The 26,975-nt window shown below is 53.7% G+C and carries 20 protein-coding genes; 15 read left to right on the forward strand and 5 right to left on the reverse strand.

What is annotated here, in order from left to right; translation table 11 throughout:
- Positions 1-16 precede the first annotated feature (16 nt).
- Together FEM03_RS05825 and FEM03_RS05830 are read right to left on the reverse strand one after the other, a co-directional pair.
- A complete protein-coding gene (locus FEM03_RS05825) occupies positions 17-325 on the reverse strand; it encodes a hypothetical protein (protein ID WP_138085251.1) in 309 nt (102 codons plus the stop codon).
- Positions 326-343: 18 nt separating this feature from the next.
- Complete coding sequence (locus FEM03_RS05830; protein WP_206170890.1) at positions 344-3,301, reverse strand: RCC1 domain-containing protein; 2,958 nt, start codon at positions 3,299-3,301, stop codon at positions 344-346.
- 1,473 nt (positions 3,302-4,774) lie between these two features.
- On the opposite strand from FEM03_RS05830, the gene FEM03_RS05840 reads away from it, so the two are divergent.
- The gene (locus FEM03_RS05840; protein WP_138085253.1) at positions 4,775-5,341 is read left to right on the forward strand and encodes a hypothetical protein; all 567 of its coding nucleotides are present in this window, start codon (positions 4,775-4,777) and stop codon (positions 5,339-5,341) included.
- Entirely contained in the window at positions 5,338-6,171 is an 834-nt protein-coding gene (locus tag FEM03_RS05845; protein WP_138085254.1) for a RecB family exonuclease, read from the forward strand. The genes FEM03_RS05840 and FEM03_RS05845 overlap by 4 nt, the downstream gene beginning before the upstream one ends.
- Before the next feature lie 9 nt (positions 6,172-6,180).
- Here the strand turns inward: FEM03_RS05845 and FEM03_RS05850 are convergent, their stop codons facing one another.
- A complete protein-coding gene (locus tag FEM03_RS05850) occupies positions 6,181-6,459 on the reverse strand; it encodes a helix-turn-helix domain-containing protein (protein ID WP_138085255.1) in 279 nt (92 codons plus the stop codon).
- Positions 6,460-6,657: 198 nt separating this feature from the next.
- On the opposite strand from FEM03_RS05850, the gene FEM03_RS05855 reads away from it, so the two are divergent.
- The 13 genes from FEM03_RS05855 to FEM03_RS05915 all read left to right on the forward strand — a co-directional run bounded on the left by FEM03_RS05855 (position 6,658) and on the right by FEM03_RS05915 (position 24,821).
- Positions 6,658-7,569 carry a hypothetical protein gene (locus FEM03_RS05855; RefSeq protein WP_138085256.1) on the forward strand — a complete coding sequence of 304 codons (912 nt, stop codon included), beginning with the start codon at positions 6,658-6,660 and terminating at the stop codon, positions 7,567-7,569.
- 110 nt (positions 7,570-7,679) lie between these two features.
- Positions 7,680-7,946 carry a hypothetical protein gene (locus FEM03_RS05860; protein ID WP_138085257.1) on the forward strand — a complete coding sequence of 89 codons (267 nt, stop codon included), beginning with the start codon at positions 7,680-7,682 and terminating at the stop codon, positions 7,944-7,946.
- On the forward strand, positions 7,927-8,481 hold the full coding sequence (locus FEM03_RS05865; RefSeq protein WP_138085258.1) for a hypothetical protein: 555 nt from the start codon (positions 7,927-7,929) through the stop codon (positions 8,479-8,481). Before FEM03_RS05860 ends, FEM03_RS05865 begins: the two co-directional genes overlap by 20 nt.
- Before the next feature lie 105 nt (positions 8,482-8,586).
- Entirely contained in the window at positions 8,587-10,053 is a 1,467-nt protein-coding gene (locus FEM03_RS05870) for a beta clamp domain-containing protein (protein WP_138085259.1), read from the forward strand.
- 106 nt (positions 10,054-10,159) lie between these two features.
- Positions 10,160-11,200, forward strand: coding sequence for a DUF3150 domain-containing protein (locus FEM03_RS05875; RefSeq protein WP_166442654.1), 1,041 nt, complete (start codon positions 10,160-10,162; stop codon positions 11,198-11,200).
- Between the two features lie 65 nt (positions 11,201-11,265).
- Positions 11,266-11,646, forward strand: coding sequence for a DUF1257 domain-containing protein (locus FEM03_RS05880; RefSeq protein WP_138085261.1), 381 nt, complete (start codon positions 11,266-11,268; stop codon positions 11,644-11,646).
- A 6-nt stretch (positions 11,647-11,652) separates the two neighbouring features.
- Positions 11,653-11,892, forward strand: a complete 240-nt coding sequence (locus tag FEM03_RS05885; protein WP_138085262.1) for a DUF2997 domain-containing protein — start codon at positions 11,653-11,655, stop codon at positions 11,890-11,892.
- Positions 11,889-12,107 carry a hypothetical protein gene (locus FEM03_RS05890; RefSeq protein ID WP_138085263.1) on the forward strand — a complete coding sequence of 73 codons (219 nt, stop codon included), beginning with the start codon at positions 11,889-11,891 and terminating at the stop codon, positions 12,105-12,107. The genes FEM03_RS05885 and FEM03_RS05890 overlap by 4 nt, the downstream gene beginning before the upstream one ends.
- Entirely contained in the window at positions 12,083-12,376 is a 294-nt protein-coding gene (locus tag FEM03_RS05895; protein ID WP_138085264.1) for a hypothetical protein, read from the forward strand. The genes FEM03_RS05890 and FEM03_RS05895 overlap by 25 nt, the downstream gene beginning before the upstream one ends.
- Positions 12,377-12,383: 7 nt before the next feature.
- Entirely contained in the window at positions 12,384-13,880 is a 1,497-nt protein-coding gene (locus tag FEM03_RS05900; protein ID WP_138085265.1) for an AAA family ATPase, read from the forward strand.
- Between the two features lie 221 nt (positions 13,881-14,101).
- Positions 14,102-18,100: a protein kinase domain-containing protein gene (locus tag FEM03_RS05905; protein WP_138085266.1), complete on the forward strand. Its 3,999-nt coding sequence runs from the start codon at positions 14,102-14,104 to the stop codon at positions 18,098-18,100.
- A gap of 2 nt (positions 18,101-18,102) precedes the next feature.
- Entirely contained in the window at positions 18,103-19,872 is a 1,770-nt protein-coding gene (locus FEM03_RS05910) for a methylation-associated defense system protein MAD7 family protein (protein ID WP_138085267.1), read from the forward strand.
- The gene (locus FEM03_RS05915) at positions 19,869-24,821 is read left to right on the forward strand and encodes an ATP-binding protein (RefSeq protein ID WP_138085268.1); all 4,953 of its coding nucleotides are present in this window, start codon (positions 19,869-19,871) and stop codon (positions 24,819-24,821) included. Before FEM03_RS05910 ends, FEM03_RS05915 begins: the two co-directional genes overlap by 4 nt.
- 426 nt (positions 24,822-25,247) lie before the next feature.
- Here the strand turns inward: FEM03_RS05915 and FEM03_RS05920 are convergent, their stop codons facing one another.
- Complete coding sequence (locus tag FEM03_RS05920; protein WP_138085269.1) at positions 25,248-26,555, reverse strand: type II toxin-antitoxin system HipA family toxin; 1,308 nt, start codon at positions 26,553-26,555, stop codon at positions 25,248-25,250.
- Complete coding sequence (locus FEM03_RS05925; RefSeq protein ID WP_138085270.1) at positions 26,552-26,839, reverse strand: XRE family transcriptional regulator; 288 nt, start codon at positions 26,837-26,839, stop codon at positions 26,552-26,554. The genes FEM03_RS05920 and FEM03_RS05925 overlap by 4 nt, the downstream gene beginning before the upstream one ends.
- Between the last annotated feature and the right edge of the window lie 136 nt (positions 26,840-26,975).

Below are 26,975 nucleotides of genomic sequence, written 5' to 3' on the forward strand. Positions count from 1 at the left end.
GATCAACTGGCTAAAATTATTGCTGGCGTGATTGTTTGAACTTGGACAGCGCATCACGTCGGGCTGCATCACGAGTGATGGGAGTCTCAATTTCTTCCTTAGGTTCAGCTGACTTATTCGAATCTGAAGCGGGCGGCGCTGCTGGAGGTGTGTCAGTCGGTTTGGAAGGCGCGACGCTCACCACCGTGCTGTGTTTCTCTTTGGTCGATTCAGCTGTGCTGTCTGAGTCTTTCTCACTCTTGTTAAGGCTTTTCTCTTCAGTGCATGCGGTCAGTGTTAGGATCAACGCCACCATGCAGGCAAACCGGATTATGATAATATTCATAGAAGGGCGTGTGGAGTCCTAAGGCAGGATAGTCCCAGCAGTCGGAAATGTAATAATAATTCCAAGCTCACCCACGCCCGGATCTCCCGGTCTTGCATCCTCGTTATCCGGGCTTCCATCGCCATCAGAGTCGGCTAACGTTGGGTTGCCCAACAACGAATACTCCCACCCGTCATTGAGACCGTCGTTGTCAAAGTCGCTACCTGCATTCTGCGTGAGACCGCCGAAATGCCGACTTTCCCACCAGTCAGGAAGTTTATCATCGTCGTGGTCGTAGGGAACCGTAATCACCACAGGCTCCGAACGCGCTGAATACGCCCCGTTACTGTCCACACCGATGGCGGTGATTTCAAAATCCCCCCATGTCCAAGGATTGAAGTTAAATTCAAAGGGCGCGGTATCATCCTGCCCCATTAGCACGTCATGATGGTAGAAATACACCGTGCCAGAGCCACCTGACGTAGAGGCAACAATGGTTTGAGAATTTTCCAAGGGAATCGTTGTGGTCGAAGTTGGGGCGGTAACAATGACTTGAGGCGAGGCTCCAAGGAGATTGAGACCCAAAACGCGTTTTGGCGTGTGATTAGCAAATATTTCGCTTAATTGATTGTCATTTGACGATCCCCACGTTATGATATGGCCATCCTCTTTGAGTGCTACACTAAATAGCGAAAACTCATACGATCCTCCAGCCGCGATTTGCAATGCGCTATACAGGCCCTGCACCTGCACCGGCGCGTTTTGTTGGTCATGAGAACCATCCCCTAACTGTCCATACCAGTTGTTCCCCCAGGCCCATGCCGTCCCGTCTTCCTTTAAGGCCAATGTGTGTGTGGCCCCTGCGTCCACCGCCACCACACCACTCAATCCGCTAATGAGTGTGGGTGTAGATTGATTATCATGCGTCCCATCGCCCAATTGACCAGCTCCATTGTTCCCCCAAGCCCATACCTTTCCATAGTTATCCAAGGCGAGTGTGTAATAATCTCCCGCAACCACCGCAACCACTTCGCTTAATCCAATTACTTGTACCGGCGTGGTTTGATCATCATGCGTCCCATTACCCAATTGGCCGTCCCCGTTCCCCCCCCATGCCCATACCGTCCCGTCGGTAGCCAATGCCACCGTATGAGAGTATCCCGCAGCAACTGCCACCGCATTGTCTATCCCAGTCACCTTCACCGGCGCATTATGATTGCTCGTATCACCATTCCCCAGTTGTCCATGCCAATTGGCCCCCCACGCCCATATCGTGCCATCGCTCTTCACCCCAACCGTGTGCGCTCCACCTGCAGCAACCGCCACCACATCACTCAATCCACTCACCTGGACGGGCGTATTTCGACTATTCGTCGTGCCATCGCCTAACTGCCCAGACCCGTTTGCCCCCCATCCCCATACGGTTTCGTCACGTCTCAAGACCACTGAATGGTAATGACCTGCCGCCACCGATCCAACTTCATTCAATCCAGTGACGGGAATGGGCGTGCTTCTATCATTTTGCGTGCCATCGCCCAATTGACCAACCTTATTGCTCCCCCATGCCCATGCTATCCCATTACTATCCACGGCCACGATGTGAGAATCTCCTGCGGCAACAGCGACTAAGCTGCTCAATCTACTCACCTGCATAGGTGCACTCCTATTCGCCACCTTCCCAACTCCTAATTGACCATGTCCGTTATCACCCCATGCCCACAATGTTCCGTCGCTCCTCAATGCGAATGTTTGAAAAAGGCCTGCAGCCACCGCCACTACATCACTTAATCCACTCACCTGGACGGGCGTGTATCGTTGCTCAGTCGTTTCATCTCCCAACTGACCATACCAGTTGCCCCCCCAAGCCCATACAGTCCCGTCACTTTTCGAAACCACGGTGTGATAACCTCCAGCTGCCAGTCCCGTTACATCAGCTAATCCACTCACCTGAATGGGTGTTGTCCCATTTCCCATTTGGCTCGAAATATAGGTTCCAAACTCCCAAACCGTGCCGTCGCTCTTTAATGCAACCGTTTGGTAATCTCCCGCATTAACTGCGATCACGTCGCTTAAGCCACTCACCTGCGTTGGCACCAATATCTGACCCGTAGCCGCAACGGACACATTCCCCCAAGCGAACACAGTCCCATCGTTTTTCACCGCCACTGTGTGGGATTCTCCAGCGGTGACCGCTACCACATTGTTCAAACCACTGACCTGCATAGGTGTCGCCCGCGGCGTCGTTGTCCCATCTCCTAGTTGGCCCGAACTATTGCTTCCGAACGCCCAAACAGTGCCGTCGCTCCTCAATGCAACCGTATGAGACCCGCCTGAGCACACATCTACCACCTCTGTCATTCCACTCACAATCCCCGGGAGGCTCCTTTGGAACGTTGTCCCGTCTCCCAACTGGCCGAATCCATTACTTCCGAACGTCCATAATGTGCCGTCACTCTTTAACGCTACCGTGTGGAAATCTCCAGCCGCCACAACCACAATATCGCTCAATCCACTAACTAACGCAGGCGACGGGCAATCTGCTGTCGTTCCATTGCCCAATTGGCCTGCATTATTGCGCCCAAACGTCCACACATTTCCATCGGCCTTCAATGTTACAGCATGGAATTTCCCCATTCCAATATTTCCACTACCCAGCGTTTGAGCATCTGCATTCGAAGTGCAGAAAAAGACAATTCCAACCAACACAAAAACAAGCCGGTTCAATCGCCTGCTCAGGGATTTACCCTTCAATCCAATACGCCATTCACCCCGATAGCCCCCCATTGCGAACCTTTTGCCCCCCCCAAAACCTTCGTCGTAAACCCAACGTGAATTGCCTTTGTGATCGTCAGATCGGCATTGATCTGCCAATCCGTGTTGAGGAGCGTTTTTCATATCCGGGTTCTTTTTATCAGCCCATAAGAACATACGCAAATTTAAATTTTCCAGCACCTCATCTCGCGGTGGTCGAGCTCGATGGTCATTGATGTTAATCAACGTTTTTCCAACTTATTACGCATCAAAGGTGTTCAAAAAGAAACTTGGACTAAATAGAAAAAATTCTTTTAACGTAATTTTTGGTGTATGCACATAAGAACAATATTCCACGATTTCAATTTGCTGCTGCTTATATAGTCTGTAATAATTCGTATTTTTCTGGGTACTACCGTTGCTCGGAGAGCACGATCCTTCATAAACCGATGGATCAGACGGACCATAGGCGTCTAGTCCTTGAGTGCTGAGATGATAGCACATGGAACAACTTCGGTCGGCCAGTGAGTAAAGTGAGCAAAACTTTCGTCAGATCGTGTTGCCAGTATGAGTTCATTTGAACCGTTGCAACCTATACAAGTCTGAGCCGCTTTGTCTGATAATTCCCCAATGCTATTCGTCAATCACGGCATGGTGTTTGAGTAGTTGTAGTAGTGTGATCGTTCCAGTAATCAGACTTCTATTTATGGGGGATTGCGGTCGGTTTTCGCGCTCTTGCTATCTCTAACGGCGAAGTTCTGGTTGGGAAAGTGCGATGATCTTTGCTGACTACACAAATGAACTGAGACTGTCCGTCGCCAATAATTTTAAATGATATCGTTGGCCCAGGGCGTCGCAGGCGATTCGAATGGGTCATGAATTTGGTCGATCGGCCATTGTGCAGCACCCCAGCCACCTGCGCCGATCTTTTGAAGTGCATCTTCGACCGATTCAATCCCGGCCTGTGGCGAGAAGTCGAGGAGCCTCGGAGTTGCTGCGATCACGGTTCTGGTGCGATGCCTTCCGCCGTTACAATAAACGGCCACTCCTCCCCCGTCCCGCAGAACTGCTGCAACACAGTTTGCAGCGTGCCAAATGTGTTCGCGATCTCTCTCCGGTTGTTCCGGAACTTCCTCGTCTGAAATGTCTTCGATTACGCAGGGTATTGTAGCCGCAACCTGATCTAGATGCACCCAACGAAACTTTTAGGGATGACCAAGGTTATGGGATGGGCAAGCACCGCAGGTCATTTCTTCGGTGCCCCACCAGCCTGATTCGGCTGTCTGCATAGTGGCACCATGCCTATATGTTGATCGTTGAAATGGACTTCTGATTTGTGTTATATAAAGTTGAACTACTGAATGATCGGTAGCTCATCACTCCTAACTCTTAAATGCCAAGACCACGACACTACGTGCCCTGCATTGCGCGGAACGTGGTGTGTGCCCTCTATCACGAAGCCAGACACCGACAGATGCCGATGACTAAGCTCGTGAATGAACTCCTTACTGCTGCCCTCAATGGGCGTGCCAGTTGGCAGACCGCACACGCCACGTCACCGCCACAGGACCAAAATGACAGCGGCTACCGTGCTCAACCACTGTAGTCATCACATCCTCCCTCTCCAGTTCACAGACCCGGCCTCGTGCCGGGTTTTGTCGTTTCTGGGGGCGGAGGTCTCACCAATACAAACCAGACAAACGAAAGGAACATCACATCATGGCAGTCAAACTATCCGCCAACTACAGCAAGAAGATCGGCCTCCCCAATTACAGCTCCCACAGCTTCATGGCCTCTGTCGAAATCGAACTGACCGACCTCTCCCAGGTGGAGAGCGAATGTCAGCGCCTCTACGAACTGCTCCAGCAGTCCGTGGACCGTGAGATCCAGCAGGTGGGCTTCCTCCCGGATACCAAAGGCCACGCCAAGAACGGTGTCAGCAATGGCAATGGCCACGTCAACGGCTCCGGGTATCGTAACGGCAGCAACGGTCATACCAACGGCAATGGATCCAATGGTCACCACCGCCCTGCCACCAACGGCAATGGGAATAGCAATGGAGACCGCTGGGTCTGCACCGAGGGACAGCGTGGGTTCATCCTGCGCATCATCAACGAGCAGCAGCTCGACAAGCAGGAGGTCGAAGACCTGGCTGGGCAAATGTTCGGCCTCGGGGTCAAGCAGCTCAACAAGATGCAGGCTTCCCAGTTGATTGACGAGCTGCTGGCCAAAGCCGGTAAACCTCGTCAGTCACGCTGGAGCAACACCGCGACCCAACCCGCATGAACACGCTCGCCCCATCCCCACCTGCTCTCCAGGTGACGGAACGCAGCGAGCACGAAGTTCTTCAGCGGCTACAGGAAACCGTATCCGCCTCCCGGTTGAACTGTTTCCTGCAATGCCGTTTGAAGTTCTACTTCCGCTACGTTCGGGCCATTCCCAAGGCGAAGACACCAGCCCTCCATGTCGGCAACTCGGTTCACGCCGCGTTGAAGGCATGGCACAAGGCGCGGTGGCTCACCAAACCGCTCACCCTGAAACAGCTCCACGAGGAGTTCGTTGAAGCGTGGGTGGAGCCGGACGACGGCAAGTTGCTTCCCGTGCAGTGGGACGGAGAAGAGGAATCAGCCAAACTCACTGGCTGGCGACTCTGCGAAGTCTACCTGCGCGAAAGTGGCATCGACTTGGGCGAAAAGCCCGACGCCGTCGAAGTCCCGGTGGAAGCCGATCTGGCCAAGCATGGCCTACCCCGGCTCATCGGCATCCTTGATCTGGTGCAGAAGCGCCGGATCATTGACTATAAAACCACGTCATCCACCCCCAACGCCGATAAAGTAGCTCACACACACGAGGTGCAGACCAGCATCTACGCCGTGCTCTACCGATTCAACACCGGGCATGTTGAGCAAGGGATCGAACTGCACCATCTGGTGAAGTTGAAAAACCCCAAGCTCGTCATCACCACATTGCCTCCCATGAGCGATCAGCAACGAACGCGGCTGTTTCGTTTGATGGAGGCCTACCTCGAAGGACTGGACGGTCGGGATTTTATTCCATCGCCCGGCATGGCCTGTGCCAGTTGCGAATACTTCAACGAGTGTCGCCAGTGGCATTGACCTGTTTAATCAGGAGCCATCTCTTTTGGCGTAGTGCTGTTTGAGCGTCTTTTTCATGACGCTTGGATCTGGCAACAGCTCCTGTGGAAACACGTGGAGTGCCTGCGCCAAGCACAACAGCTCAGCATCAACGACACAGCGTATTTGGGTTTCGATCTTGGTGATTCCATTTTCACCGATGTCCCAGCCCAACAGCTGGCAGCGTGCCGCAAGGTCACTTTGCGTCAGTCCCTTGTCACGGCGAATCGCCTTGATCTTCGGACCGATGATGTTCTGAGCAGCTGTCATACCTTCCGTAATTGGAAGTTGACGATAGGGGCTCGCTAGGCACAATGGCTTCCAATATCGGAAGGTTTAGTCCAGGTTCCGGCCCGTCTGCTTCCGCTCTTTGGATCTGCCTGTGCCTCGAAGAGACTAGCTCCCCAAAAACCTCAACCCTCAGTTCAAATCTTACTTAACCAATCTATGACATTCCCCCTTTACCTTATGCTTCTCGTATTGATGATCTCCTGCAAACCTGCGGGAGAACCAGTCAGCGTCTCCGAAGCTCCGCCTGAAGAGACGGCTAATGTTGTTCAGAGCTCACCGAAATCCGTTTCGCCACCACCAAGCGTGACCACTTCGAGTGAAGTCGTCGTAGCTCCAGTGGAGGCAGTGGTTACACCGATGCCTGAACCGGCAACGAAGCCGGAACAGGAACCAAAAAAAGAAGCGCCGCCAGCGCCAGTTTGGATAACACAGCGGCGCATTTCCAAGATCACTGACAGCGGGGTGCAAGCCATCCCGGCAGGAGTGGTTGTGGAAGTGGTTTCTTCTGACGGCGGAACAGTTCGAGTAAAATACAACGCTCTACTGATTGAAGCTCCGCAAGATGCAGTGATCCAGCAAACGCTGGAAACTGAATCCTCAAAAGGTGCTTCAGGCGGTGGGTCGGATACTCCTGCAAATACGTCGGCAGCGCCTGACAACCATGGCCGCCCAAACGATCTGGAAACCAACAACCAACTCAGTGCCGCCCAGGTGGAACTGAGGGCATTGGATGAAAAGCAAAACGCCGAAGTCTACAGCTACCATCAAAGCCTCAGCAAATTGCGCTCGGAAACCAGTTCGAGTCGTTCGGAAGATCGACGTGATCGAGCTTCAGGTAGAATCCTGGGACGCGGCGACAAAAGCAAAAAGACTGAAGATCTGGAAGCCAAACTTCAACAGGCCGAGAGTTATCTCGTCTCGTTGAGGGAGCGGCATGCAACAGAACGTGCTCCGATCGAATTGCGCATCAGTGAACTGCGTAATCAGATCAATCACAACCTCCTGCAATACCACCGTGAAATGAGTGAGCAACACCGGCGCACTCGTTTAGAAAACAACAACCCCACCATACCGACATCAGCCCCATAGTGGTCTGACGTCGAGACTGAAAAAAGCAAGACATCGCCGTCTCTCGATTCCGGGAGACGGCGGTTTTTGTATTCACCAATCATCATTCACAGAAAGGAAAACCCAAGTTTATGAAATCGCTTTTAACCATTATCAAGGTCATCCTGCTTGCTGCGTTTTTGAGCAGTTGCAAGTGGGCGACCACCTCAAACCTGTTGCCTGGGCAGCAGGACAAACAACAGCGCATCGAACATCTCGAAGAGCAAAACTACCATCAGGCCTCCTCCCTCAAACGCTGGCAACTCGCCAGTGTGTCGTTGGGAGCCGGATGTCTGGTGCTCTTGATCGTCGGAACCGCCCTTGGAGCAAAGACCCGCCATGATGCCGCCCTCCTCTAACCAACCTCCTTATCTCCATGGCGATGATGAGGATGACAACCACTGGAATGATGCCGCAAGTGATCCCCGCATGCGGCCTCCATCCAGTCTGCCGACTCAACCTGCTGGCCTGAAGAGCCTCGTCACGCCTCACTGGTCGCCCCAACCATTGCCACCACCCCGAGTGGACGTCGAGTTATCAAAGCTTAGTCTGCTGGAGCGCGCCGCAGAGGTATTGCGCTACATGTTCACTAAAGCTGAATATTGGGTCTCTCCAGGGGGCGCGTTACGTGAATGGGTAAAACTCAACTTGCGCCTGGGTTTGCTCATTGCCATCCCAGCGGTGTTGGTGGCACCAGTGGTTACGCTGTTCCTCGGACAGTTAAGCGCATGGGTGACCCATCTCACTGAAACCACCTCCAAGCTGGTGTTGTTTCCGCTGTCAGCATTGCTGGTGGTGGGGCTTGTTTGTGCACTGGTCTATCTGGCCCGGGCACTCCCTTGGGCATTGATGCGGCGACCCTCACGGCGTCCTCCTCATTACTACGATGATTGAGTTCTTCTGAGCCAGATCATCGAAACTGCATAGCAACCACAAACGCTCCCCGGCTGCCCATGTGTAGCCGGGGAGTTTTCATTAAAACTCAAACCCACTTCAATTATGAACCCCATCCCACTGCCCATCGCAGAACTTAAATCCGCCCTCACCGGGCTTTCCAAAATCATCAATCGCCACGCCACACTGCCGGCGTTGCAGATGATCCACATCGAACGCAACAAGGACGGCTGGCTGTGCCTCACCGGCACCGACCTTGACCGCTTTGTCACCGTTCGTTTCGAGCAGCCATCCCAAGGCGAGCCTCTGGTCGTTCTCGCTCATTACGACGAACTCCAGCGCCTCACCAAAGCCTGTGCGAAGAATGAAACCCTGCTCCTCTCACCCGGCTCGCCGAATCACACGCTCGTGAAGTTCAGCGTCGCCAATGGAACCGGAGAAGCCAAGATCAACTCCGTTCCCACAGGCGAGTTCCCTGAAATCCCCAAGGTGCGTGGCAAAGCCGTTCCCTTGCCTGACAACATGCGAACCAGCCTCCATGAAGCGATGGCCTGCGCCAGCACTGATGAATCCCGCTACGTCCTGCACGGAGCCTTCATCGACACCACCAAGCCCGACGCCCATTACATCGTCGCTACCGATGGCCGCCACCTCTACAGCAGCAACTCATTCAATCTCGCGATGAACGTTCCGCTCAACATTCCTAAACACAAGTTCCTGGGATGGCGCGACTTCAATCTGGACGGCGAGTGGCAACTCAAAGTCGGCGAACCTCTCAACAAGGACGAATCACCACTGGTGCAAATCAACAGCCGACGCTGGAGATTCATTACCAAACAAATCGGCGGCAACTATCCCAACTGGAAACAGGTGGTGCCCGATGCAAAACATACCCGATGCATACTCCAGCTTGATCCCGGGAAACTGGATCAAGTGCTTCAGATAATCGATTCACTGCCTTGTCACGACGACAAGTTCAGAACGATCGGATTGAGCTGGAGGAACAACCGCCTGTGCCTGAAGGCCAAGGAACAGATCCTCGGTGAATGGCTGGCGCGTCCGGTTCCCTTGCTCAAAGGCGAAGGGCCTGACATGACGGTCTTCTGCAATCGCACTTTGCTCACCAAGGCTTTGCAATTCGGATTATCGGCCATTCATCTCATTGATGACATCTCGCCTCTGCGATTCACGTCCGGGGGAAAACAGATGATCGTCATGCCGATACGCGCCCAAGCCGCGAACCCATCAGAGAGACCATCGACCACACCTCCACCACGGCGTGAATCCCCGGCACCATTGCCACCTCCATCAGCACCACGAACCCCATACCATCCAATACCTACACCACCGCAATCCCCACGCCTTCAACCAGAACCCTCACCAACCGAGGATCCGTTTGAGGAAGCGCTTCAACAGATCAACGCCGTCAAAGAAACACTTCGTAGTTCCCTTGGCACGATCAACTCGTTGACCAACACGGTCAAACAAATGCGCGCGGATCGCCGCAGCACCACGCGAGACCTGCAATCGTTCCGCAACACCTTGCGAACGCTGCAAAAGGTCCCGCTCTAAAATACAAAAACACCACCACATCCCCCAAGCCTGAGACCCGCCAGTGATGCCCGCGCATCCGGCGGGTCTCGGCGTTTTGGGGTGCTGCTTAAACACCCAACCCACCATGACCACCATGTCAGATCGAAAACACCAACTCCAGCAAACCCCCGATATCATCACCGCCCTCACCCGCGAAGGCGTGCTCATCCACGTCTCCGTGCGATATTGGCGCGGCTGCCGCAAACTCGACGCACCCGACCTTGGTATCGAGCCGGGACAGGTCAATGCCCGTCTCGTCAGCCTCGGCCACAAACGACTCCTCCCAAAGGAAACCCTCGCACCACTCGCCCTCATCGAAGGCCGTGTGCATGCGTTGGTCGACAACAACACGTTCTCGTTCCTTGGCGGGCTCGCCCGATTCATGCCCAACGGCAGAATCGCCGACGTGCAAAGCGCGTTGGCCCAGTTCGAACGCGAGTTCCAACAGGCCCGGCAACAGTTCCTCAACCAGTATCAGCACAATCGCGACACCGCCTTGCGGGAATGGACTGACATGGCCCAGCGCCTGTCTTCGGATCCCGACCAACTCATCCACACCATCCAGCAGTCCTACCCTCCAGCCCACAAACTGGAGAAGACCTTTGGGTTTGATGTGCGCATGTTCCAGGTCAGCGCTCCACAGGACATCTCCCTGCAAATGCTCGACCTCGGTGAGCAAAACGCCATCGCCGAAGCCCGCCGACTGGCAGCCAATGAAGCCAGCACGCGCATGCGTCAGGAAACCGAAACGTTCATCGCTGAGTGTGTCACCACCCTGCGACAGCAGACGGCACAGCTCTGCGATGAAATGCTCGCTTCCATGCAAAGCGGAAAAACCGACGGCGTGCATCAACGCACCCTCAACCGCTTGAGCAACTTCATTGACCAGTTCCGGCAACTTAACTTCGCCGGCGACGACGCCATGGAAGCTCAACTCGAAGGCATCCGCCGTGAACTGCTCAACCGCAGTGCCGCCGACTACCGGCAGAACCACGCCGCCCAACAAAACCTCACCCGAGGTCTTGAACGGATGCGCGATCACGCCCGGCACCTTGCCCAACAAGACACCCGTGAACTGGTGGAACGCTTCGGCCAACTCGGCCGCCGCCAACTCCAGCTCAAGTAGCAGATGCTCTGCCTTCATAACCCTCAGTTTTATCCTTTAGCCTTCATCCTTTAGCCTTTTGAAACATGTCTCACTTCGTCACCATTCAAACTCAGATCCGCGATGTGGCTGCTTTGCAAGATGCCTGCACCGAACTCGGTGTCGGCCTTGAGCAGAACGCCAACGCTCGCGGGTTCCTTAACCAGCAACGCCACGGCGATTACGTGATCCGCCTTCGCGGTCCCTACGACATCGCAGCCAAGAAGCTCACTGACTCCGACTCCTATGAACTCTCCACCGACTGGTGGGATGGCCACGTGGAGAAGGAAGTCGGCAAAGACTACGGCCACCTGCTTCAGCTTTACGCCGTCCACAAGACCATGCGTGAAGCCCGCAAGAAACACCTGCGTGTCACCCGACGCCAGGAACAGGACGGCAACATCAAACTCATCCTCGGAGGTTCATAACAATCCATGCCCACGTCACACCACCGGCACCGTCAGCAGCAGAAGCAAACCCTTGAAATCACCATTGCTCCCGGTGGCGCTATTGCCATCGAAGCGTCCGGGTTCAAGGGCAGCGACTGCGAACAAGCCACCCGCGATCTGGAACAAGCCCTCGGCATCGTGCGTCAACGCACACGCAAGCCCGAGTTCTACCAGAAAGCGGCCAACCAAACCCATCAGTCCAACCAACAAACCCAAGGCACATGAACCCACGCATCTCCCAAGTAAACTTCGACCGGCAGGAACGTCCGTTCCGCGCCGAGATCCGCACCCCGTTGGGTGTGGTGGAAGTGCAATGGCGCGATGTCAGTGGCGACCTGTGCTGGTTCACCAACGGCAGCGGCGAGGCCAAAAAGCTCGCCGTTCCCGCCATTCAACGACTCAACCGCATGCTCACATGTCTGGATCAAGTCACGTCTTAACCGTGCAACCGGGTGGTGTGGTGGTCAGCCTGTTTACGGAAGCCATCGACTTCCAACAACTAGGCAAACTCCACATCACCCGCGCCAGCACCATCGAGTTCAACCCGGACACCCAGCAATGGGAGGTCCGTCTTGAAAACTCATCCCAGGTTTCGTTCGCGAACCCTTCGCGTCAGACCTGCCTCGACTGGGAGCATCAGCATTTTAACACGCTGATGCTCAATCAACCTCCACCCCTTCCATCACCACCACCAACCACCATGCCATAAACTCATCATGAAAACCCAACTTGAAACCTATGTGAGGGCCGGTTATCCGGCCCTTTTTGTTATCACCGCTGAAGAGCAACGTGCCGAAGCGGAAATCAAATCTGCCGCCGAATCCCTCGACCGACGTCTCCACGTCTGGAGCGCCACCCAAGGATTGCTGGACACCAGCAACGGTCATGTCCGCGATGTGGCCGATCCCATGGAAGCCCTCGACGCCATCGAAGCCTTGGAAGAACGCCGGATCATCATCCTGCGCGACTTCGCTCTTTACCTTCAGGATGGCGACCCCATGCTGATCCGTAAACTGCGCGATGGCCTGCAACGAGCCAAAGCCCAAGGCAAAACGCTCATCCTGCTTGGCTGCGAACACCCACTGCCCAAGGAAGTCCATCACGACATCCTCAAGCTGCCGTTCGTTCTGCCCGACAAAACCCAACTCGCTCAGGTCCTCCAAGGCATCCTCAGTTCTGCTGAGCAACCAACGCTCAGCCCCGAACTCGAAGAAGCCGCCATTGCAGCCGCCACCGGCCTCACGACCATCGAAGCGGAGAACGCGTTCGCGTTGTCCCTGGTCGAGTCCAACACCATCACCCCGGCCATCATCGCCCGGGAGAAAGCCAACGCCCTCAAACAGGGTGGCCTGCTTGAAGTCGTCGACCACCAGCCATCCCTGGATGCCATCGGTGGACTCGACGCCCTCAAGAAATGGCTACTGCAACGGCGGCACGCGTTCAGCCAACGCGCCACCGACTTCGGCCTGCCTCCCCCCAAGGGTCTGCTGATCGTCGGCGTCCCCGGCACCGGCAAATCCCTCACCGCCAAAGCCAGCGCCTCAGCGTTTGGGTTGCCACTGCTCCGACTCGACGCCGGGCGCATCTTCGCCGGCCTGGTCGGTCAGAGCGAAGCCAACCTGCGTCAGGTCATTCAAACTGCCGAAGCCATCGCACCCTGCGTTCTTTGGATGGACGAGCTGGAGAAAGCCTTCGCTGGAAGTCGCGGTTCATCCACCGATGGCGGCACCTCCGCCCGCGTGTTCGGATCGTTCCTCGCCTGGATGCAGGAGAAACAGAAGCCGGTGTTCGTGGTGGCCACCGCCAACGACGTGTCTCAACTCCCACCCGAGCTCCTCCGCAAAGGCCGGTTCGACGAGTTGTTCTTTGTGGACCTGCCCAACCAGCGGGAACGCACCGACATCTGGGACATTGTCATCGCCAAATACGGACGCAAACCCACGGACTTCGACAGCGTCCGCCTCGCCCGCGGCACATCGACGTTCACTGGAGCCGAGATCGACCAGTGCTTCGTGGATGCCATGCACCGCGCGTTCGCCGAGAACCGCGAAGTCGCTGAGTTCGACCTTGGCATGGCCATGGTGGAAACCGTCCCCTTAGCGAACCTGATGGACGAAGACATTGCCCGCCTGCGCCGCTGGTCCGAAGGCCGCGCCCGCCACGCCACCCACGCGGAGCGTTCCCCCAACGCCACCCGCCAGCTGGATCTGTGATTGCCTAGACAGACCAGCACGTAACACAGAAAAGCCCTCTCAAAGGAGAGGGCTTTTCTTTAGCTATTGGGTTTGATCAAATTCTGCTGCTCGATTTCACCTCCAAAGTGAATTGCTTCCAAAGTTCAGGCTTCGATTCCCAATATAATTGAATATTTACTACCCAAACCCTATTTGACTGCACTACGTTTACACCCTTATAGAATCCCAACCAAATCCTGATGCCAGCTCGACACATAATTTGCGGTCCCTTTGCCAACCAGAGCGAAGAGCGGGCACTTGAGCGTTTAAAATGCATCCTCAGTAGCGATTGGGTGCTTTTGTCAAACCTGTCGCTCATTACTGGCCAAGACAGACAACCCAGTGAGATTGATGTAATTGCCATTGGGCCCCCGGGAGTTTACGTGATTGAGGTGAAACATTGGGACGCTGCCTGGGTGCGAGATAATGCAGACCGAGCAGAAGATGAGGCACGCATTCTGAAGTCCAAGACGGAACGTGTTGGCACACTTCTTCGCCGGGAATTGTCAGGGATCAAACTCCATGCTGAGCAGTGTTTCTTATTTACAAGAGAATCAAATCAAGCACCGCCCCCAAAGCTGGCAGGAGCACCGATATGGACGCTGAAATCTTCTCAGGCGGAGTTAAGCAAGCTCTTACAGAGGTCCTATTCACCAAATCAGGTCCAGCTTATCGTTGAAGCCATTCAACCAAGGGCGCGTCTTCATACTGATGGCAAGTTGCGCACAGTCGGCGACTACCAGAACATGGAACTCATATCGCCCAGAGAGGACCGATTTCACCGAATATTTAAGGCTCTGCATAGGCGGACCCGTGAAAAGGTGATTCTTCATTTGTATGATCTTTCGGACACACAAGACAAGGAACCTCGAAGGCTGGCCGAGCGTGAATTCAGGGTTCTTCAAGAACTGCAAAAGTGCCGCTACGTTCCCAAAACTCGAGATTCGTTCCAAGACGTCCCGGGATTTCCTGGTGAAGTTTGCATGTTTTCAGTTTTTGACCCGGGTGCCCCATCCCTGAAAAAACGAGGAGCTGATCCCAAATGGTCTTTAGAAGAACGCATCCAGTTCGCCGTAGCTGCAGCAGATGCCCTCGCGGAGATTCATGGCTCCAAGGATGAGGATGACACCCAGATCGTGCACCGGAATTTGTCTCCAGAATCAATTCTAGTGGGCGCGAAAAATCGACCTATCTTCACTGGCTTCGACGTTGCGAGAGCGGCGTTCACACGCACTTTGCCGCCGAGGCGAATAGACACCTTACCTCCGGAGTGGATCGCACCCGAGCTTGCCGGTGAGGACTTGTCGAAAGCGTCAATGTGTTCAGACGTCTACTCTCTGTGTGCCTCGCTAAGGAGTGCTCTGGGGGGTGAGGATGCCGCCGATTTGCTTTTGTCCAAAGGCCTCACCGACGACCCTGCATTGAGAATTTCTGCCGCTGATTTGAAAGCGGAACTGGAACTTTTGATCAAACCAGTGGAGGCTACAGCCCTTGTTCATAATAGAGAACCCCATGTCCCACGGGCCGAATTCTGGTGCGAAGGCACCCAAGTTTTATTCAAAGGACGAAAATTGGAAATCATTGCCAGTCTCGGAGCGGGTGGTATCGGGAGAACCTTCAAAGTTGGGGAATTGAGTTCCAATCCTGATGAAGGTTATTATGGAGAGTTTGTCGCCAAAGTGATTTTCACGAAAGAAGCTGGCGACAAGTCTTTGGAAGCATATCGCAAGGCAAGGCAACATTCTCAGCACTCTAGGTTGGCAACAGTCTTTGAGATTGCTGATGAGTGGCAACAAGACAGGGTAATGGCGCTGCTCCAATGGGTGGAGCGCGAGCCGTTGTCAGGTCTGCGGGATGGGCTGGCCGGGCTGGCGGTTCAAGAGGCCGGGCTTTCTAGTATTGCTGAACTTTGCGCACGATGGCTACGTGATGGATGCCAAGCGCTCGCCGCTTTGCACACCGCCGGGTTGGTTCACGGGGACGTAAGTCCTAGAAACATGATTTATAGCCCCGATGGGTTGGTTCTCACCGATTATGATCTAGTAAGGCCATCTGGCAAAGAGGGATGGACCACCGGAGCTCACCCATTCAGTTCCCCGGAGTCTGAGCAAAACGGCTTACATACCGGTTCAGACGATGTCTATGCGCTTGCTGCGAGTTTATACTCCGTGCTGTTCGACACCGACACCCCGTTCCGACAATCAAATGGAGCTCAACTAAAAGCGGGAGGACTTAACTGGTCTGGGGATGCCCGTGAATTACTCGGCGAGATGGTTGAATTTTTGGACCGTGCCACCAATCCAGATCGTGATCAGCGGTTCAAAGATGCGCTTGAGGCCGTGCAGTGGCTAGAGCAACACACTGTCACATCGGAGCCAAGCTCAACAGAGGAAAAAACACCTCCGCAACAAGAGCCAGTTCCCCCCGCTGATGTCAAGACGCCAAACGTTGTCCCGTGGCTGAATCAACTGCTTTCCGTCTACCCCGGTTCACCGGGAGGAAACATTGAGACGCGAGGCCTAGATAGTGATTTTGCGACCGCCACCTACGTGAGAACCGCACTTGAAGATGAGTTGGTCGGAGATATTCGATCTGGAAAACTCCGACTTCTGATTCTTTGTGGAAATGCTGGGGACGGGAAGACGGCGCTTTTGCAGCGCATCGGTCAGGAATGCGGGGCGGGAAAAGTTCCTTCCGACCAGCGGGTATGGACACATGTCACTTCAGATGGGATGGAACTCAGAGCCAATCTGGATGGCTCAGCCGCATGGAAAGAGCGCTCTGCCGATGAGTTGTTGGACGAAATCCTATTGCCTTTCCTCGACGGCGCACCCCTCGAACGGAGAACGCATTTGCTGGCCATCAACGACGGGCGCCTTCTCCAGTGGCTGGACGAAAAGCAGGCTACAGGAACGAAGGGGGAGCTCCTCGAATCGTTAGCGGCATTTCTATCGAATGATGCAGATACCGAGCTTCCTCCACACCTTCGGTTTATCAGCCTGAACCACCGATCGCTTGTTGGAGGGCGCACTGGTGACGGGCAGTGCGAATCGGATTTCATCAATGACTTGATAACTTCTCTTATCGGGGGCGATCAGGCAAAGGCAATATGGAATCCTTGTCTATCGTGCACAGCCTGGGATCGCTGCACCGCAGGACCGATGGCACACTCGCTGATGGACGGGAGCTCAGCACGAGGCTCTCGGATTCGGGAGCGCATCCACGAGGCACTCCAAGCAGTTCATCAGCGCGGGAATGTCCACATTACGGCACGCGAGCTTCGAGGAACGCTTAGCTACATTCTATTTGGAGTTCATTCGTGCGTTGAGCTACATGCGAATTTCCACACGAAGGATGGAAATGGAGCTTCAATTACCCGAATCGGTGACATGGCGTTCAATCCGGATTCTCCTTTTCGACAGGGGGATCTGCTCCGGGAATTGTCTGAGCTAGATCCCTCACTGGAGGCTCATAGCAACCTTGACCGACACCTCCTTGCGAAGACCCCGTTCCCTCACGGAGCGAAAAATGATGCAGCTCGTTCACACCTTGCGTCATTGCGGAGGTCAGCATTTTTCGAGGCAACAACCGACGATTTGGAAAAACTTGGTGGCAGCGCTGACGCCCTTGGTCTTGCCGGAGGGCGTTATCTTTCGGATTTTCGAAAAGCCAGCGACGGATCTTCCGCAGAGAATTCCATTCTCTGCGAAAAAATTGTTAGGGGGATTTCTCATCTAGAAGACCTGCCACTGTTAGCGCTCAGGAGGATCGGCAAGGTGGCGTTGCGCCTCCCCACCAGAACACCCACGGAAACCAAATTCTGGACACAACTGGATTTGGAACATTTTCGTCTGGAGCCGGAACTTCCTGCGAATTTAGACAAAGCGGTGCCACGACTGGCACGTCAAATCCGACTAATCTTTACCCGTCCCGACAACGCCGAAGGTGAGTCTCTGCTGATGGGCTACCAGTTGTTCTCGGTTCTTCTCCAGTTAGAGTCGGGAGAGCAATTAGCAGACGTTCGAAGCGACGATCTATTCGCCAATCTCCAAATTTTCACCCAACGTCTTGCTCAGGAAAGCAGTCGTGCTCTCTTCGCTTGGAATCCCAAAGAGGATGAAAAAATATTCTCACTTCAACTCGAAGCGCGGGAAGACTATCATGCACTCGCGATTACCTCCGACTCCACAATTTCATAAATATGAGCCAGCGACAAGCATTCATAGACGCCCTCGGGAAGGATATGGCAAATCTTCTTTGGACGGCTAATACGCTTCAGGTGTATCCCGCCACATTGCAGAATTTCTCTGTAGGTTCACTACTTCCTGCGGTCATCTATATGTTCCGTCGTGGCTTTCGTCGCGGGCAGGGAAGTTTTTCACAGGCATTTTCCTTTGGGGCAAACGTGCGTCCGACCATATGGTCTGTATCAGGTAAGCTCAGCGAACTTGGACAATTTGAGGGATTCGATTCCAATACCTCCAAAGATATACTTGGAGATTTGCTTCTTGCAGGTGCGTTGGAGAACAAGGGTGGCGCAGAGGGCCACACCAGCGAAGTGCAACGGGCGTTTCCCGCCCATTACTACTCGTCCTGGCTAGACCTGCCACAAGCTGTCGCTAACCTCAGATTTGTTCCTGAAATGTTGGTCGCGTTGCTCGCCAATCAGAAAGATGTCGAGAACGTTGGCATCTCAGATGCCGAAGACTTCACTGTCGGCAGGAATCCGGAACGAAACCCTCTTTTAAGAGTTTTTGAGAAGGGCGTAATATACGGAAACAATGCCGCGATATTGGCTGGCGGTGAGGCCGATAAAGTTGACGGATTGGCGGATTTCAGTTTAGAAGAATGGCTCATGATTCAGTTGGGCCGCACTTGTGGTCAAGCCCCTGAGAAGCTTCGGGCGTCTCCTTCAATCTCTGCGAATCAACCCATTGCAACCGGGTCGGCGGGAATTTTCAGACAGGACATGGAGTTTCTGCTTAGACATTATGGACTTACCATCCCACGACGGGGCCTAAGTCCGATGCTAGAGTGCCTGATAGGCATTGGTTTGTGGCAAACTTTTCTATCCTCACTTGGCGCTGTCATCTATTGGGAGCGCCACCACAAGCTGCCGGACCTGGAACATTGCCATTCATTTCATATGTTCGCAGACGCTTCGAGTGGTTCGGATCCCCGACTGAGGGATCTAGCAGAGGCTTCGGGCTTCGAACTGATCCGATTCATTCATGAAGCAACCAACGCATTGGCTGTTGTGAGAGTTTCAGATGCAGCAGCACGCGATAACCTAGACCTCGTAGACCACGTTCCGAATGTTCGCGGCTTAGCCGATTGGTTAAATTTGCTCGGACTGGTAAGAAGTGGGGGGCATTCTGCTTCAGCATTTTTCCGTCAAGATGTATTCGCAAAATGCAATCGTCTGCGCAACGGGTTAATTCAGCAGAATGAAGCTTCCGAAGCTGCTGAACTTTTGGCATCTCCTTTTGCCAGACTAAACCCCACTCGGGCTTTGGCTGAAGCATTAACATTGTCCATGGGAAGCAAAATGCTGCAAACAAAATATTTCATGTTTTTAGATTCCGCAGGCATGGTAAATGAACCTCACGGACTCCTCAAAAAGCGAAAAGTTTCAAGGAGGTTGGAATCAGGTAGAACACAGCGGGGTGACGCTCGATCAGTGATCCTCACAAACGCATTGCTGGACACGCTTGTGCATACGCAACTGGCGAAAATTGGCGGCAGCGTATCTTTCGAAGCCTTCCTTCATGCTCTTAAAGAAGACTATGGAATTCTGGTCGATGAAGCACCCAACGGTGTGGCGGCGGATCGTGAGGACTTGCTACGAAACCGCAGCATCCTAGAAAAACGACTGAGAGATCTAGGCCTACTTGTAGGAGTTAACGACGCTGAATCAATGAAACGCTTGCGAGCCCGCTACCGCACATCAGAAAATCAACCCACGTCATGACCGAACATTTGCTAATAGCTCTGACTGCACTGCTCGGTGCTCCCCAACAGGGGACTGTCGCCTATACTCGCTGTCTATCCGGGGATGAAATCGATGTCCTTCTCAAAAAAATAGAAGGTCATCTGAATGGTTGGCAAATTGTAGGAGTAGGAACCCGCCTGGATGCAGGATGGATCACGGGGGACAAGGCCGTGGAAATCAGGGAAGACAAGGGTGGAGCCTGCTGCATGTTGGTGTTGCCCTCCGAAGCGGGCGCTGGTATGGATGGAATTTACAATGCCGCACGTGAAATTTCCGAGCGCGCTTTGTTCACCCAAGCGGTTCAGAATGCCCGCAAAGGACTCGATAAGGACACTGCAGCCTTTAGTTCCGAAGCTATTAAGCGTGCGCAGCGAGTCGGTAGCAAGCGGCGTAAGATTACAGGGCGGCAGCAACTGGCTTTCTATGGGCAGCTAACATCATATGATGAACCCGGTGCTGCCCTTCCGGTCCTTGGTCTCTGGCCCGTGGCTGGCAGCGCTAACGAAGCTGGGCAGAAGCTGGCACACTCATCGGTCATGGTGGATCGACTATTCCAACCGGGGAACGTAGCGGAAACACCTGGTATGCGGGTTGCATCACTTTCATTGGGAGAAGAATGCGTGGATGAAACCAAACGTTTGGAAGAATCCCTGAGGCGTTGTGTCGGCAAATCTCTAGAAGAAGCTGTCAAAGAGGTTTCTGCAGATCAATCCTTGTGGCTAGGCAATCTGAAACCTGCTTTCCTCGAAGGTAAACTTGAAAAGTTGGACTTGGTGTCCTGGCGAAGCGCCGGAAATGGTAAACTGCAGAAATGGTCTGGCCTGACGCTCGGTTCTGGGGAAGGCGATGAGGAAAGTCTCCCGCAGTTCCGTATCAATGAGGAATGCAAGCTCACAGTAAAATGGAGGGTTTCTCCAGACACGCTGCCCCCCGGTGCCGCGACGTATGAGATCCAGATGTTAGTGGGTGAGGAGATCATCACGTCGGAAACCGTGGTTCACCGGGGGAAGGCGGAATTGAAGGTGGTTTTTGATAAGGATCACTTCGAGGAAGTGGAGGAGGGAACCCGACAGGAAGTGAAACTCAGAATATCCACACCCGGTGTGGAAGGGATCGCACAACTGGAGACCGAAGACTTCCTTCTCTGCCATGGCGAAGGTGAAACGTCGGATAGGACTTCCAGCGGTGAAGTCTTTCGCTGCGTCGCAGATGGGATGGTGCAGTCGGATTCTCGCGAAGCTGTCGAAGCTTTTCTTGAGGAGCGCCAGAAAGGCAGGCAGGGCATGCCAGACAAGCAAGCAAAGCCAAAGCCTGGAGCGGCCGCGTCTGGTCAAATGTTAGCTTTCCGCCCGCATGGCAACAAGCGGGGGTTTCGAGTCGAGCGTCCAGGGCTTTTGCGGGAAGTCGAAGAAGATTGGTCGCGCAAAGAAAGCTGTGTTGGCCGTTGGAGAATCCGATGTCGACCGGATGGTAACAGAGCAGGCGCTCTGGAGTTTGTTCCCTGTGGTGAATCGGGAGACCTCGAAATGACTAAACTCCTTGAGGCGACGCGGAAGTTTCGAGAGGACTGCCTCAAAAGTGGAGGTGTGATGTCGCGCCTGCACCTCCACAATCACTCGTCCTCTATCCCGGCTCAAAACTATTTGAAAGCTTGGATCGCCGCTCTCGAAAAATCTTCACCAGCACTGGCGTTGGCGTTCACCCTTGAGGTCACCACAATGTCTGGCAAGACGCTCGGGTTGGTTGTGTTGCCGCACCATCCGTTGCGAATGGCCTGGCAGTGTGGTTATGATTGTCTCGCACTTCAACTAAGTTTCGAAGAGAAGATCAAGGCTCAACGGATTAAAAAAAGCCTTGATTGGTTGGATAGCGCTAACGTTCCGTTTCTTCTGCCCGGCCTTCGAGAAGGATGGAGTTTCGTGTTCGCCGACACCTTGGGCTTCGCAGGAGTTCTGATGGTGCCAGAAAATGATCCAGAACCAAAGGCCACGGCCGCCCTGATGACCGCTTGTTACGCTGGCGACACTACGCGGCTTTCGCCATCTCTTTCTTTAGGGGCTGGCGATGCCATAGCCAGGGAAATTTCACACTATCTGGACACCCACCCCCATTGTGGCGTTCTGAATGTTCACGCCCTCAAGCCGGGAGATGGTTCCACTGTGGTGAAAGCTATCGGAAACGCACTTACCGCTCCATCGGACGAACCCCCATCTGCTGAGTCAGATCAGAGATACCGCCCCGTGGCAGTTCGCTTGGATATTCATCCATCGGAGGAGCAGTTAGCAGTGGCAGGTCGCTACTTGGCACGGCTCACTGAACGCCGCCGTAAGCGCGCCGCGGCACCTCCAGATGAAGACGCATGGTGCCTTGAGTCGATTCCACTGTCAGGAAACAGGAGTGTCCCCCGCTTACGTTGGGCGCGAAGAATTCCTGGCTCGCTGAACGAGCCAGCTCATCTTTCCATTGCGTTCGACATCCACCGAAGCAGCATCCAAGCTAGTCAGACGAACGAGAGCAAATTCCCGCTCCTTGCTTACGGGTTGGTAGCGCATCTGGTCCGCGATTTCTGTTTTGAGAACGGTCAACCCAGATGGCGGCTCAGTTTGCCAGAAGAACACGATGGTCTAAAGTTGACCGACCGCGTCATCACCGACCGTTTACTGAACCTCCAGCAGTTAGTTCTCCGTCAAACGGCCACAAACGCTGGCTTTCCAGGGAAATGGCCGGAGCTTTGCACTTCACCTCAGGTCAGCGATGTCGAATTGCTCGGAAAGCTCCATGAACTTTCCGACTGGGTTATCACCATGGATCGGAATGCCGGAATCGAATTTTACGACTCTCCACGCGAATCTGAATCCATATTCGATGCCTATGTGATTGATGCGGTTCCTGAGCGGGATGATCTTGGCTGCCATCAGGTCATCACCTCTACGCAAAAATTCGAAGAAGTTCGTGGCCTCTTGCACCATACGCTTAGTGCACTCGGGCTCAGTGGCTCTGCAAGAAATTGCGAGGTTCTCTTGGGGCATCTTAAGGGCCTAAGCGGAAGGTTGGCGATGCGTCTTGCTGCAGGTGCGCGCGATGCGGATCCAACGAGGATTAGCGCTGAACTTGTCGCCCTTGCGCTGGTTCGCGCGAAGTGCCACGCAGCACAACCCGATGACAGAAATTGGAATCCACTGACTCAGGGATTTTTTGTGCCTCTCGACGATGTTCGAGATCTGGTTCCGGAGAAAGACGAGTCTTCGGATGACGAGTATCCCGAAGAGAGTCGGCGAAGAGCGGATCTCGTTTATGTTGGCATACCAAAAAAGGGTAGGTTGAGTTTCACTTTTATCGAGGTCAAATACAGGCGTTATTTGTCTCAGGCGCGATCCACTCAGCTATTTGAACGTATCGAGGAACAAACTGCGGCAAACAGGGACCGATGGGAGACTGCATTCTTTTCGCAACGCTCATCGGCCATTGAACGCAATTTGCAAGGAACGCGGTTGGGAAGAGTGCTTAGATTCTATGCTGAGAAAGCTCGTCGTCATCACCTGTCAGAATCCGTGTATACACGGGCGATTGATGAGTTGACTTCTCTACTCAGGAATCCCGCAGATTACCAGCCCGCAGGCTTTTCATGCGGAAGTTATATTTTCTGTCCTGATTTTTCAGCTAACCAACCGGAACTACAATCCTGGGATGGAGATTGCGCGATTAAATTGTTCGGTCCTGATTCACTGCCTGACCAGACTAATCCTGTGCTGAGTGCTCCCGATAAGCTGTCCGAGTTGCCAAGAAGCGAGCTTGAAACTGGCAACGCACCAGAATTTGAAGACGGAGCTGAAACCGACCAAGAGTTTAGAATTCTAGACGTTGATTCAACGTCTGAGCTTCCCATCGACGCGCCGGAATGGGAAGGCGTCTGTCTTGGAGAAGCACCGTCCGGCGATTCCGTGTTTTGGAAAACAGCAATCAATACAAACCCGCACCTGATGATTGTTGGGCTGCCGGGCATGGGGAAAACGCACAGCCTAATCAACATCTGCGCACAATTGCAACGGCAGGGTATTTCTCCAATTGTGTTTTCCTATCACGACGACATCGACGAAAGCCTTGCGGCTGCCGTGCCCAAAGTCGTCGTGCATGATTGTTTGGCGCTCGGCTTCAACCCGATGGCCATCGCCCAGCCGAACGCTGTGGCTCACGTCGAAAGTGCCGGTCAACTCAGGGACATCTTTTACGCCGTATTCCCTGACCTCGGCGAATTGCAGCGCGAAAAGCTGCGAGAGTCCATAAAGAAAGGTTACGAAGAATGTGGCTGGGTAAATGGCAGTGCTGGTGACACACCGGACTTCCGCCGGTTCCTTGAAATCTTGAGAGATGGGGGGCACGCAGATAAATCCACGCAGACTCTGCTAATGCGATTAAACGAATTGGATGATTTTAACTTCTTCAGCCCTCCTGGCGAATCAAAATCGCTACTCGACGAAAATGAATCGCAGATCATTCGGATTCACTCAGTAGCCAATGAAGCAATGCAGCGTGCGAGTGCCGGATTCATTTTTTACCGGATATATCAAGACATGTTCCGCCGCGGACGAGCTTCGAAGCTGACGCATGCTGTGGTGTTTGATGAAGCACATCGTGCCGGTAAATTGAAATTGCTTCCAACGTTTGCAAAAGAATGCCGAAAATATGGGCTGGCTCTAATTGTAGCTTCTCAAGAAGCCAAGGATTTTGATCCTGGCCTATTCGCTGCAACTGGCAGCTATCTCGTTCTGAGAGTCACTGATCAAGACGCGAAAGTGATGGCAAAAAACGCCGCAGGTTCAGATCAGGAGCGCGCTTTGGCTGATCGCCTCAAGTTGATGCCCAAGTATGAGGCAATGTTCTTTTCGGAGTCATTGCGGAGACCCTCGCGAGTTAAACTATCTTCGTGATACGAGGAGATGGGAACATCAAAAGCAACGGCGTCGGACCGCAAAGCCACCTCCAAAGATGAAGCAAGCCTTGAGCGCCGAACTCGCAAAAGGCAAATTGCAGATTGCCCCGCGAAGCCTAGGACTGGCACACCTCCGATTTCGGCCGCGGCGACATGAGAGAAGCCACCATTGAATCTGAAAAAGTGCACGGAGGCGGAAAGCGACCTGCCCGTGCCACCCCAAAAGGATCCCGAGGCCAAAGCCGTCTTTCGCGTAACCCAGGCTGATCAATTGGGTATTGGCAATTCCCGCCAGAAGTTCGGTGCGCTCTGGGCGTGTGACGAAATGCGTTATGGCGTTCATACCGTCACGCACACGAATTAACCCTTCCGATATCGAAACTATTGCAAAAAGGACCTATAAAGCATTCTTGGCCAATCCAGATCAGTAATCTTCAGTAACCTTCCGAGACGCCCTAAGTTTGGGCGGATCTGAAAAGCCTAGAAACGCTTCGCCGGGCTTCCATTCACTCATCGCATAGGTGCGCTTGTCCCGCAGACCACCGATCCCTTCCGACCATGCGTTAAGCAGATGCTTGCCGAGTTCTCTGAATCCGGGGTGCTCATCCATGGCCTGCCGCACTAGGGGAGCAGTGTCGGAAATGGCATCGCTAATTTTCTCGACCAGCGTCGCCTGCTCTTTCGCGGAAATTCCAAACGTGCCCGTGAGAAATTTGCTGAGGTTTTTACCCGGTTGCCAGGTCTTCTTGCCCATGAATGAGATCCCCGGAGGACTGTTCTTGTGCTCAGCATAAATACTGGTGGTCAGCATGTCGTAGACAGGCGCGATTCTTACGTCTTCCCGGGAAGTGTAGAGCAAGGCGATGTTTTTCGAATGACAATCGGCATTCCGCAGCGCGTAGGTGAGCAGAATAGTAGCGGCCAGGTGGCGGAAAGTTTCGTGCTGGCGCGGCCCCGGGACATGATCTCGAACGGCCTTGCCGATCCGTTCCCAAGTAGTCTCGTATTTAGCCGACGGCCTCATGCCCAACAACGCACAGAAATCCTCCAACGCATATTTGGGCAAACCCTCCTCATCGACGTCAAAGCGATGGACCACGAGAGCCTGCCCATCTTGGGAAACCTCTGTGGGTGCAGAGGGGACGACTTTGGCGGCCACTTGCATACAAAGGTGCTCGTTCAATGCGATGTAAGGCAGGTGTTGGGATGAGCCTTTAACGATGTGCTTGCGCGTGAGGAGGGTGGCTTTGTTGTATTGTGAGAATCGAGGTTCTTGCTGAGCATCCAGGAATTTTGGCACGACTCCTGACACACCACTGGCCGCATACTTTCGCACCAGTGCCGAAAACGCCCGTTCAGAATTGTCGCCTTTCAACAACACGGCTACGTCCAATGGGGTCACCGACTCGTTCAAGTTGGCTCCGGGAGCTGCCACCTGCACGCGACCGATCATGTTTCGTCCTACAATCGACAACAAAGTGCTGGGACTCGCTCCGATATGGGGTCCGAATTTTTCTTCCAAAACATGCAGCAGATAGCCCTCAGGCAAATTCATGCGGAAGATCGGATGCAGCGGATCATCCCACACCCATGACTCCGTTCGCACCGGCATCGTCAAGGACACCAAATGGTCTGGATGAGCGCCGGCTTCGTAGGTCAATACACTTTTGAAATCTCCCACGCTCTCCAGCGTAGCAACCTGCGTGCCCAGGACGAAAACGCCGAGTTTCACAATCCGCGCTCCTTCCTTAGTTCATCCAGCGAACCAGACATTCCCTTTTCTGAAAACCGCAGTTCCATCCCCAAGACTGCTAGCACTGACAACAATTTGCGCGCGCCGAACTCGGTGAGCTTCCCTCGCTCAAAACGTGAGAGCGTCTCCGCCGTAATGCCTGTTTGCGTGGCAACCATCGCCTGCCGATACTTAAGCTCCTTCCGCCGCTGAGCTACCGCTTCACCAAGTTCCTGGAGTGTTTCCATATTGAAGTATATATCAATAAAATTTAAAAAATCCATACAAATTGATTTATTTATCAATCATTCGTATGCCATCTATGAACTGAGTAGGCTGCAGGTAAGTCTGGTAGCGAAGAGAGGAAGGCATGAATCTAAGCTAAGCGCCCCGGGTGTCGAAGCTGCTCCAGCACAAAAA

Origin of the sequence: Phragmitibacter flavus (genome assembly GCF_005780165.1) — a bacterium.
In the GTDB taxonomy this organism is placed as follows: Bacteria; Verrucomicrobiota; Verrucomicrobiia; order Verrucomicrobiales; family Verrucomicrobiaceae; genus Phragmitibacter; species Phragmitibacter flavus.

Excerpts from the sequence above, each read along its gene's own strand:
- FEM03_RS05825 (WP_138085251.1), bottom strand. The coding sequence starts at position 325 with ATGAATATTATCATAATCCGGTTTGCCTGCATGGTGGCGTTGATCCTA.
- FEM03_RS05840 (WP_138085253.1), top strand. The coding sequence starts at position 4,775 with ATGGCAGTCAAACTATCCGCCAACTACAGCAAGAAGATCGGCCTCCCC.
- FEM03_RS05845 (WP_138085254.1), top strand. The coding sequence starts at position 5,338 with ATGAACACGCTCGCCCCATCCCCACCTGCTCTCCAGGTGACGGAACGC.
- FEM03_RS05850 (WP_138085255.1), bottom strand. The coding sequence starts at position 6,459 with ATGACAGCTGCTCAGAACATCATCGGTCCGAAGATCAAGGCGATTCGC.
- FEM03_RS05855 (WP_138085256.1), top strand. The coding sequence starts at position 6,658 with ATGCTTCTCGTATTGATGATCTCCTGCAAACCTGCGGGAGAACCAGTC.
- FEM03_RS05860 (WP_138085257.1), top strand. The coding sequence starts at position 7,680 with ATGAAATCGCTTTTAACCATTATCAAGGTCATCCTGCTTGCTGCGTTT.
- FEM03_RS05865 (WP_138085258.1), top strand. The coding sequence starts at position 7,927 with ATGATGCCGCCCTCCTCTAACCAACCTCCTTATCTCCATGGCGATGAT.
- FEM03_RS05870 (WP_138085259.1), top strand. The coding sequence starts at position 8,587 with ATGAACCCCATCCCACTGCCCATCGCAGAACTTAAATCCGCCCTCACC.
- FEM03_RS05875 (WP_166442654.1), top strand. The coding sequence starts at position 10,160 with ATGACCACCATGTCAGATCGAAAACACCAACTCCAGCAAACCCCCGAT.
- FEM03_RS05880 (WP_138085261.1), top strand. The coding sequence starts at position 11,266 with ATGTCTCACTTCGTCACCATTCAAACTCAGATCCGCGATGTGGCTGCT.
- FEM03_RS05885 (WP_138085262.1), top strand. The coding sequence starts at position 11,653 with ATGCCCACGTCACACCACCGGCACCGTCAGCAGCAGAAGCAAACCCTT.
- FEM03_RS05890 (WP_138085263.1), top strand. The coding sequence starts at position 11,889 with ATGAACCCACGCATCTCCCAAGTAAACTTCGACCGGCAGGAACGTCCG.
- FEM03_RS05895 (WP_138085264.1), top strand. The coding sequence starts at position 12,083 with ATGTCTGGATCAAGTCACGTCTTAACCGTGCAACCGGGTGGTGTGGTG.
- FEM03_RS05900 (WP_138085265.1), top strand. The coding sequence starts at position 12,384 with ATGAAAACCCAACTTGAAACCTATGTGAGGGCCGGTTATCCGGCCCTT.
- FEM03_RS05905 (WP_138085266.1), top strand. The coding sequence starts at position 14,102 with ATGCCAGCTCGACACATAATTTGCGGTCCCTTTGCCAACCAGAGCGAA.
- FEM03_RS05910 (WP_138085267.1), top strand. The coding sequence starts at position 18,103 with ATGAGCCAGCGACAAGCATTCATAGACGCCCTCGGGAAGGATATGGCA.
- FEM03_RS05915 (WP_138085268.1), top strand. The coding sequence starts at position 19,869 with ATGACCGAACATTTGCTAATAGCTCTGACTGCACTGCTCGGTGCTCCC.
- FEM03_RS05925 (WP_138085270.1), bottom strand. The coding sequence starts at position 26,839 with ATGGATTTTTTAAATTTTATTGATATATACTTCAATATGGAAACACTC.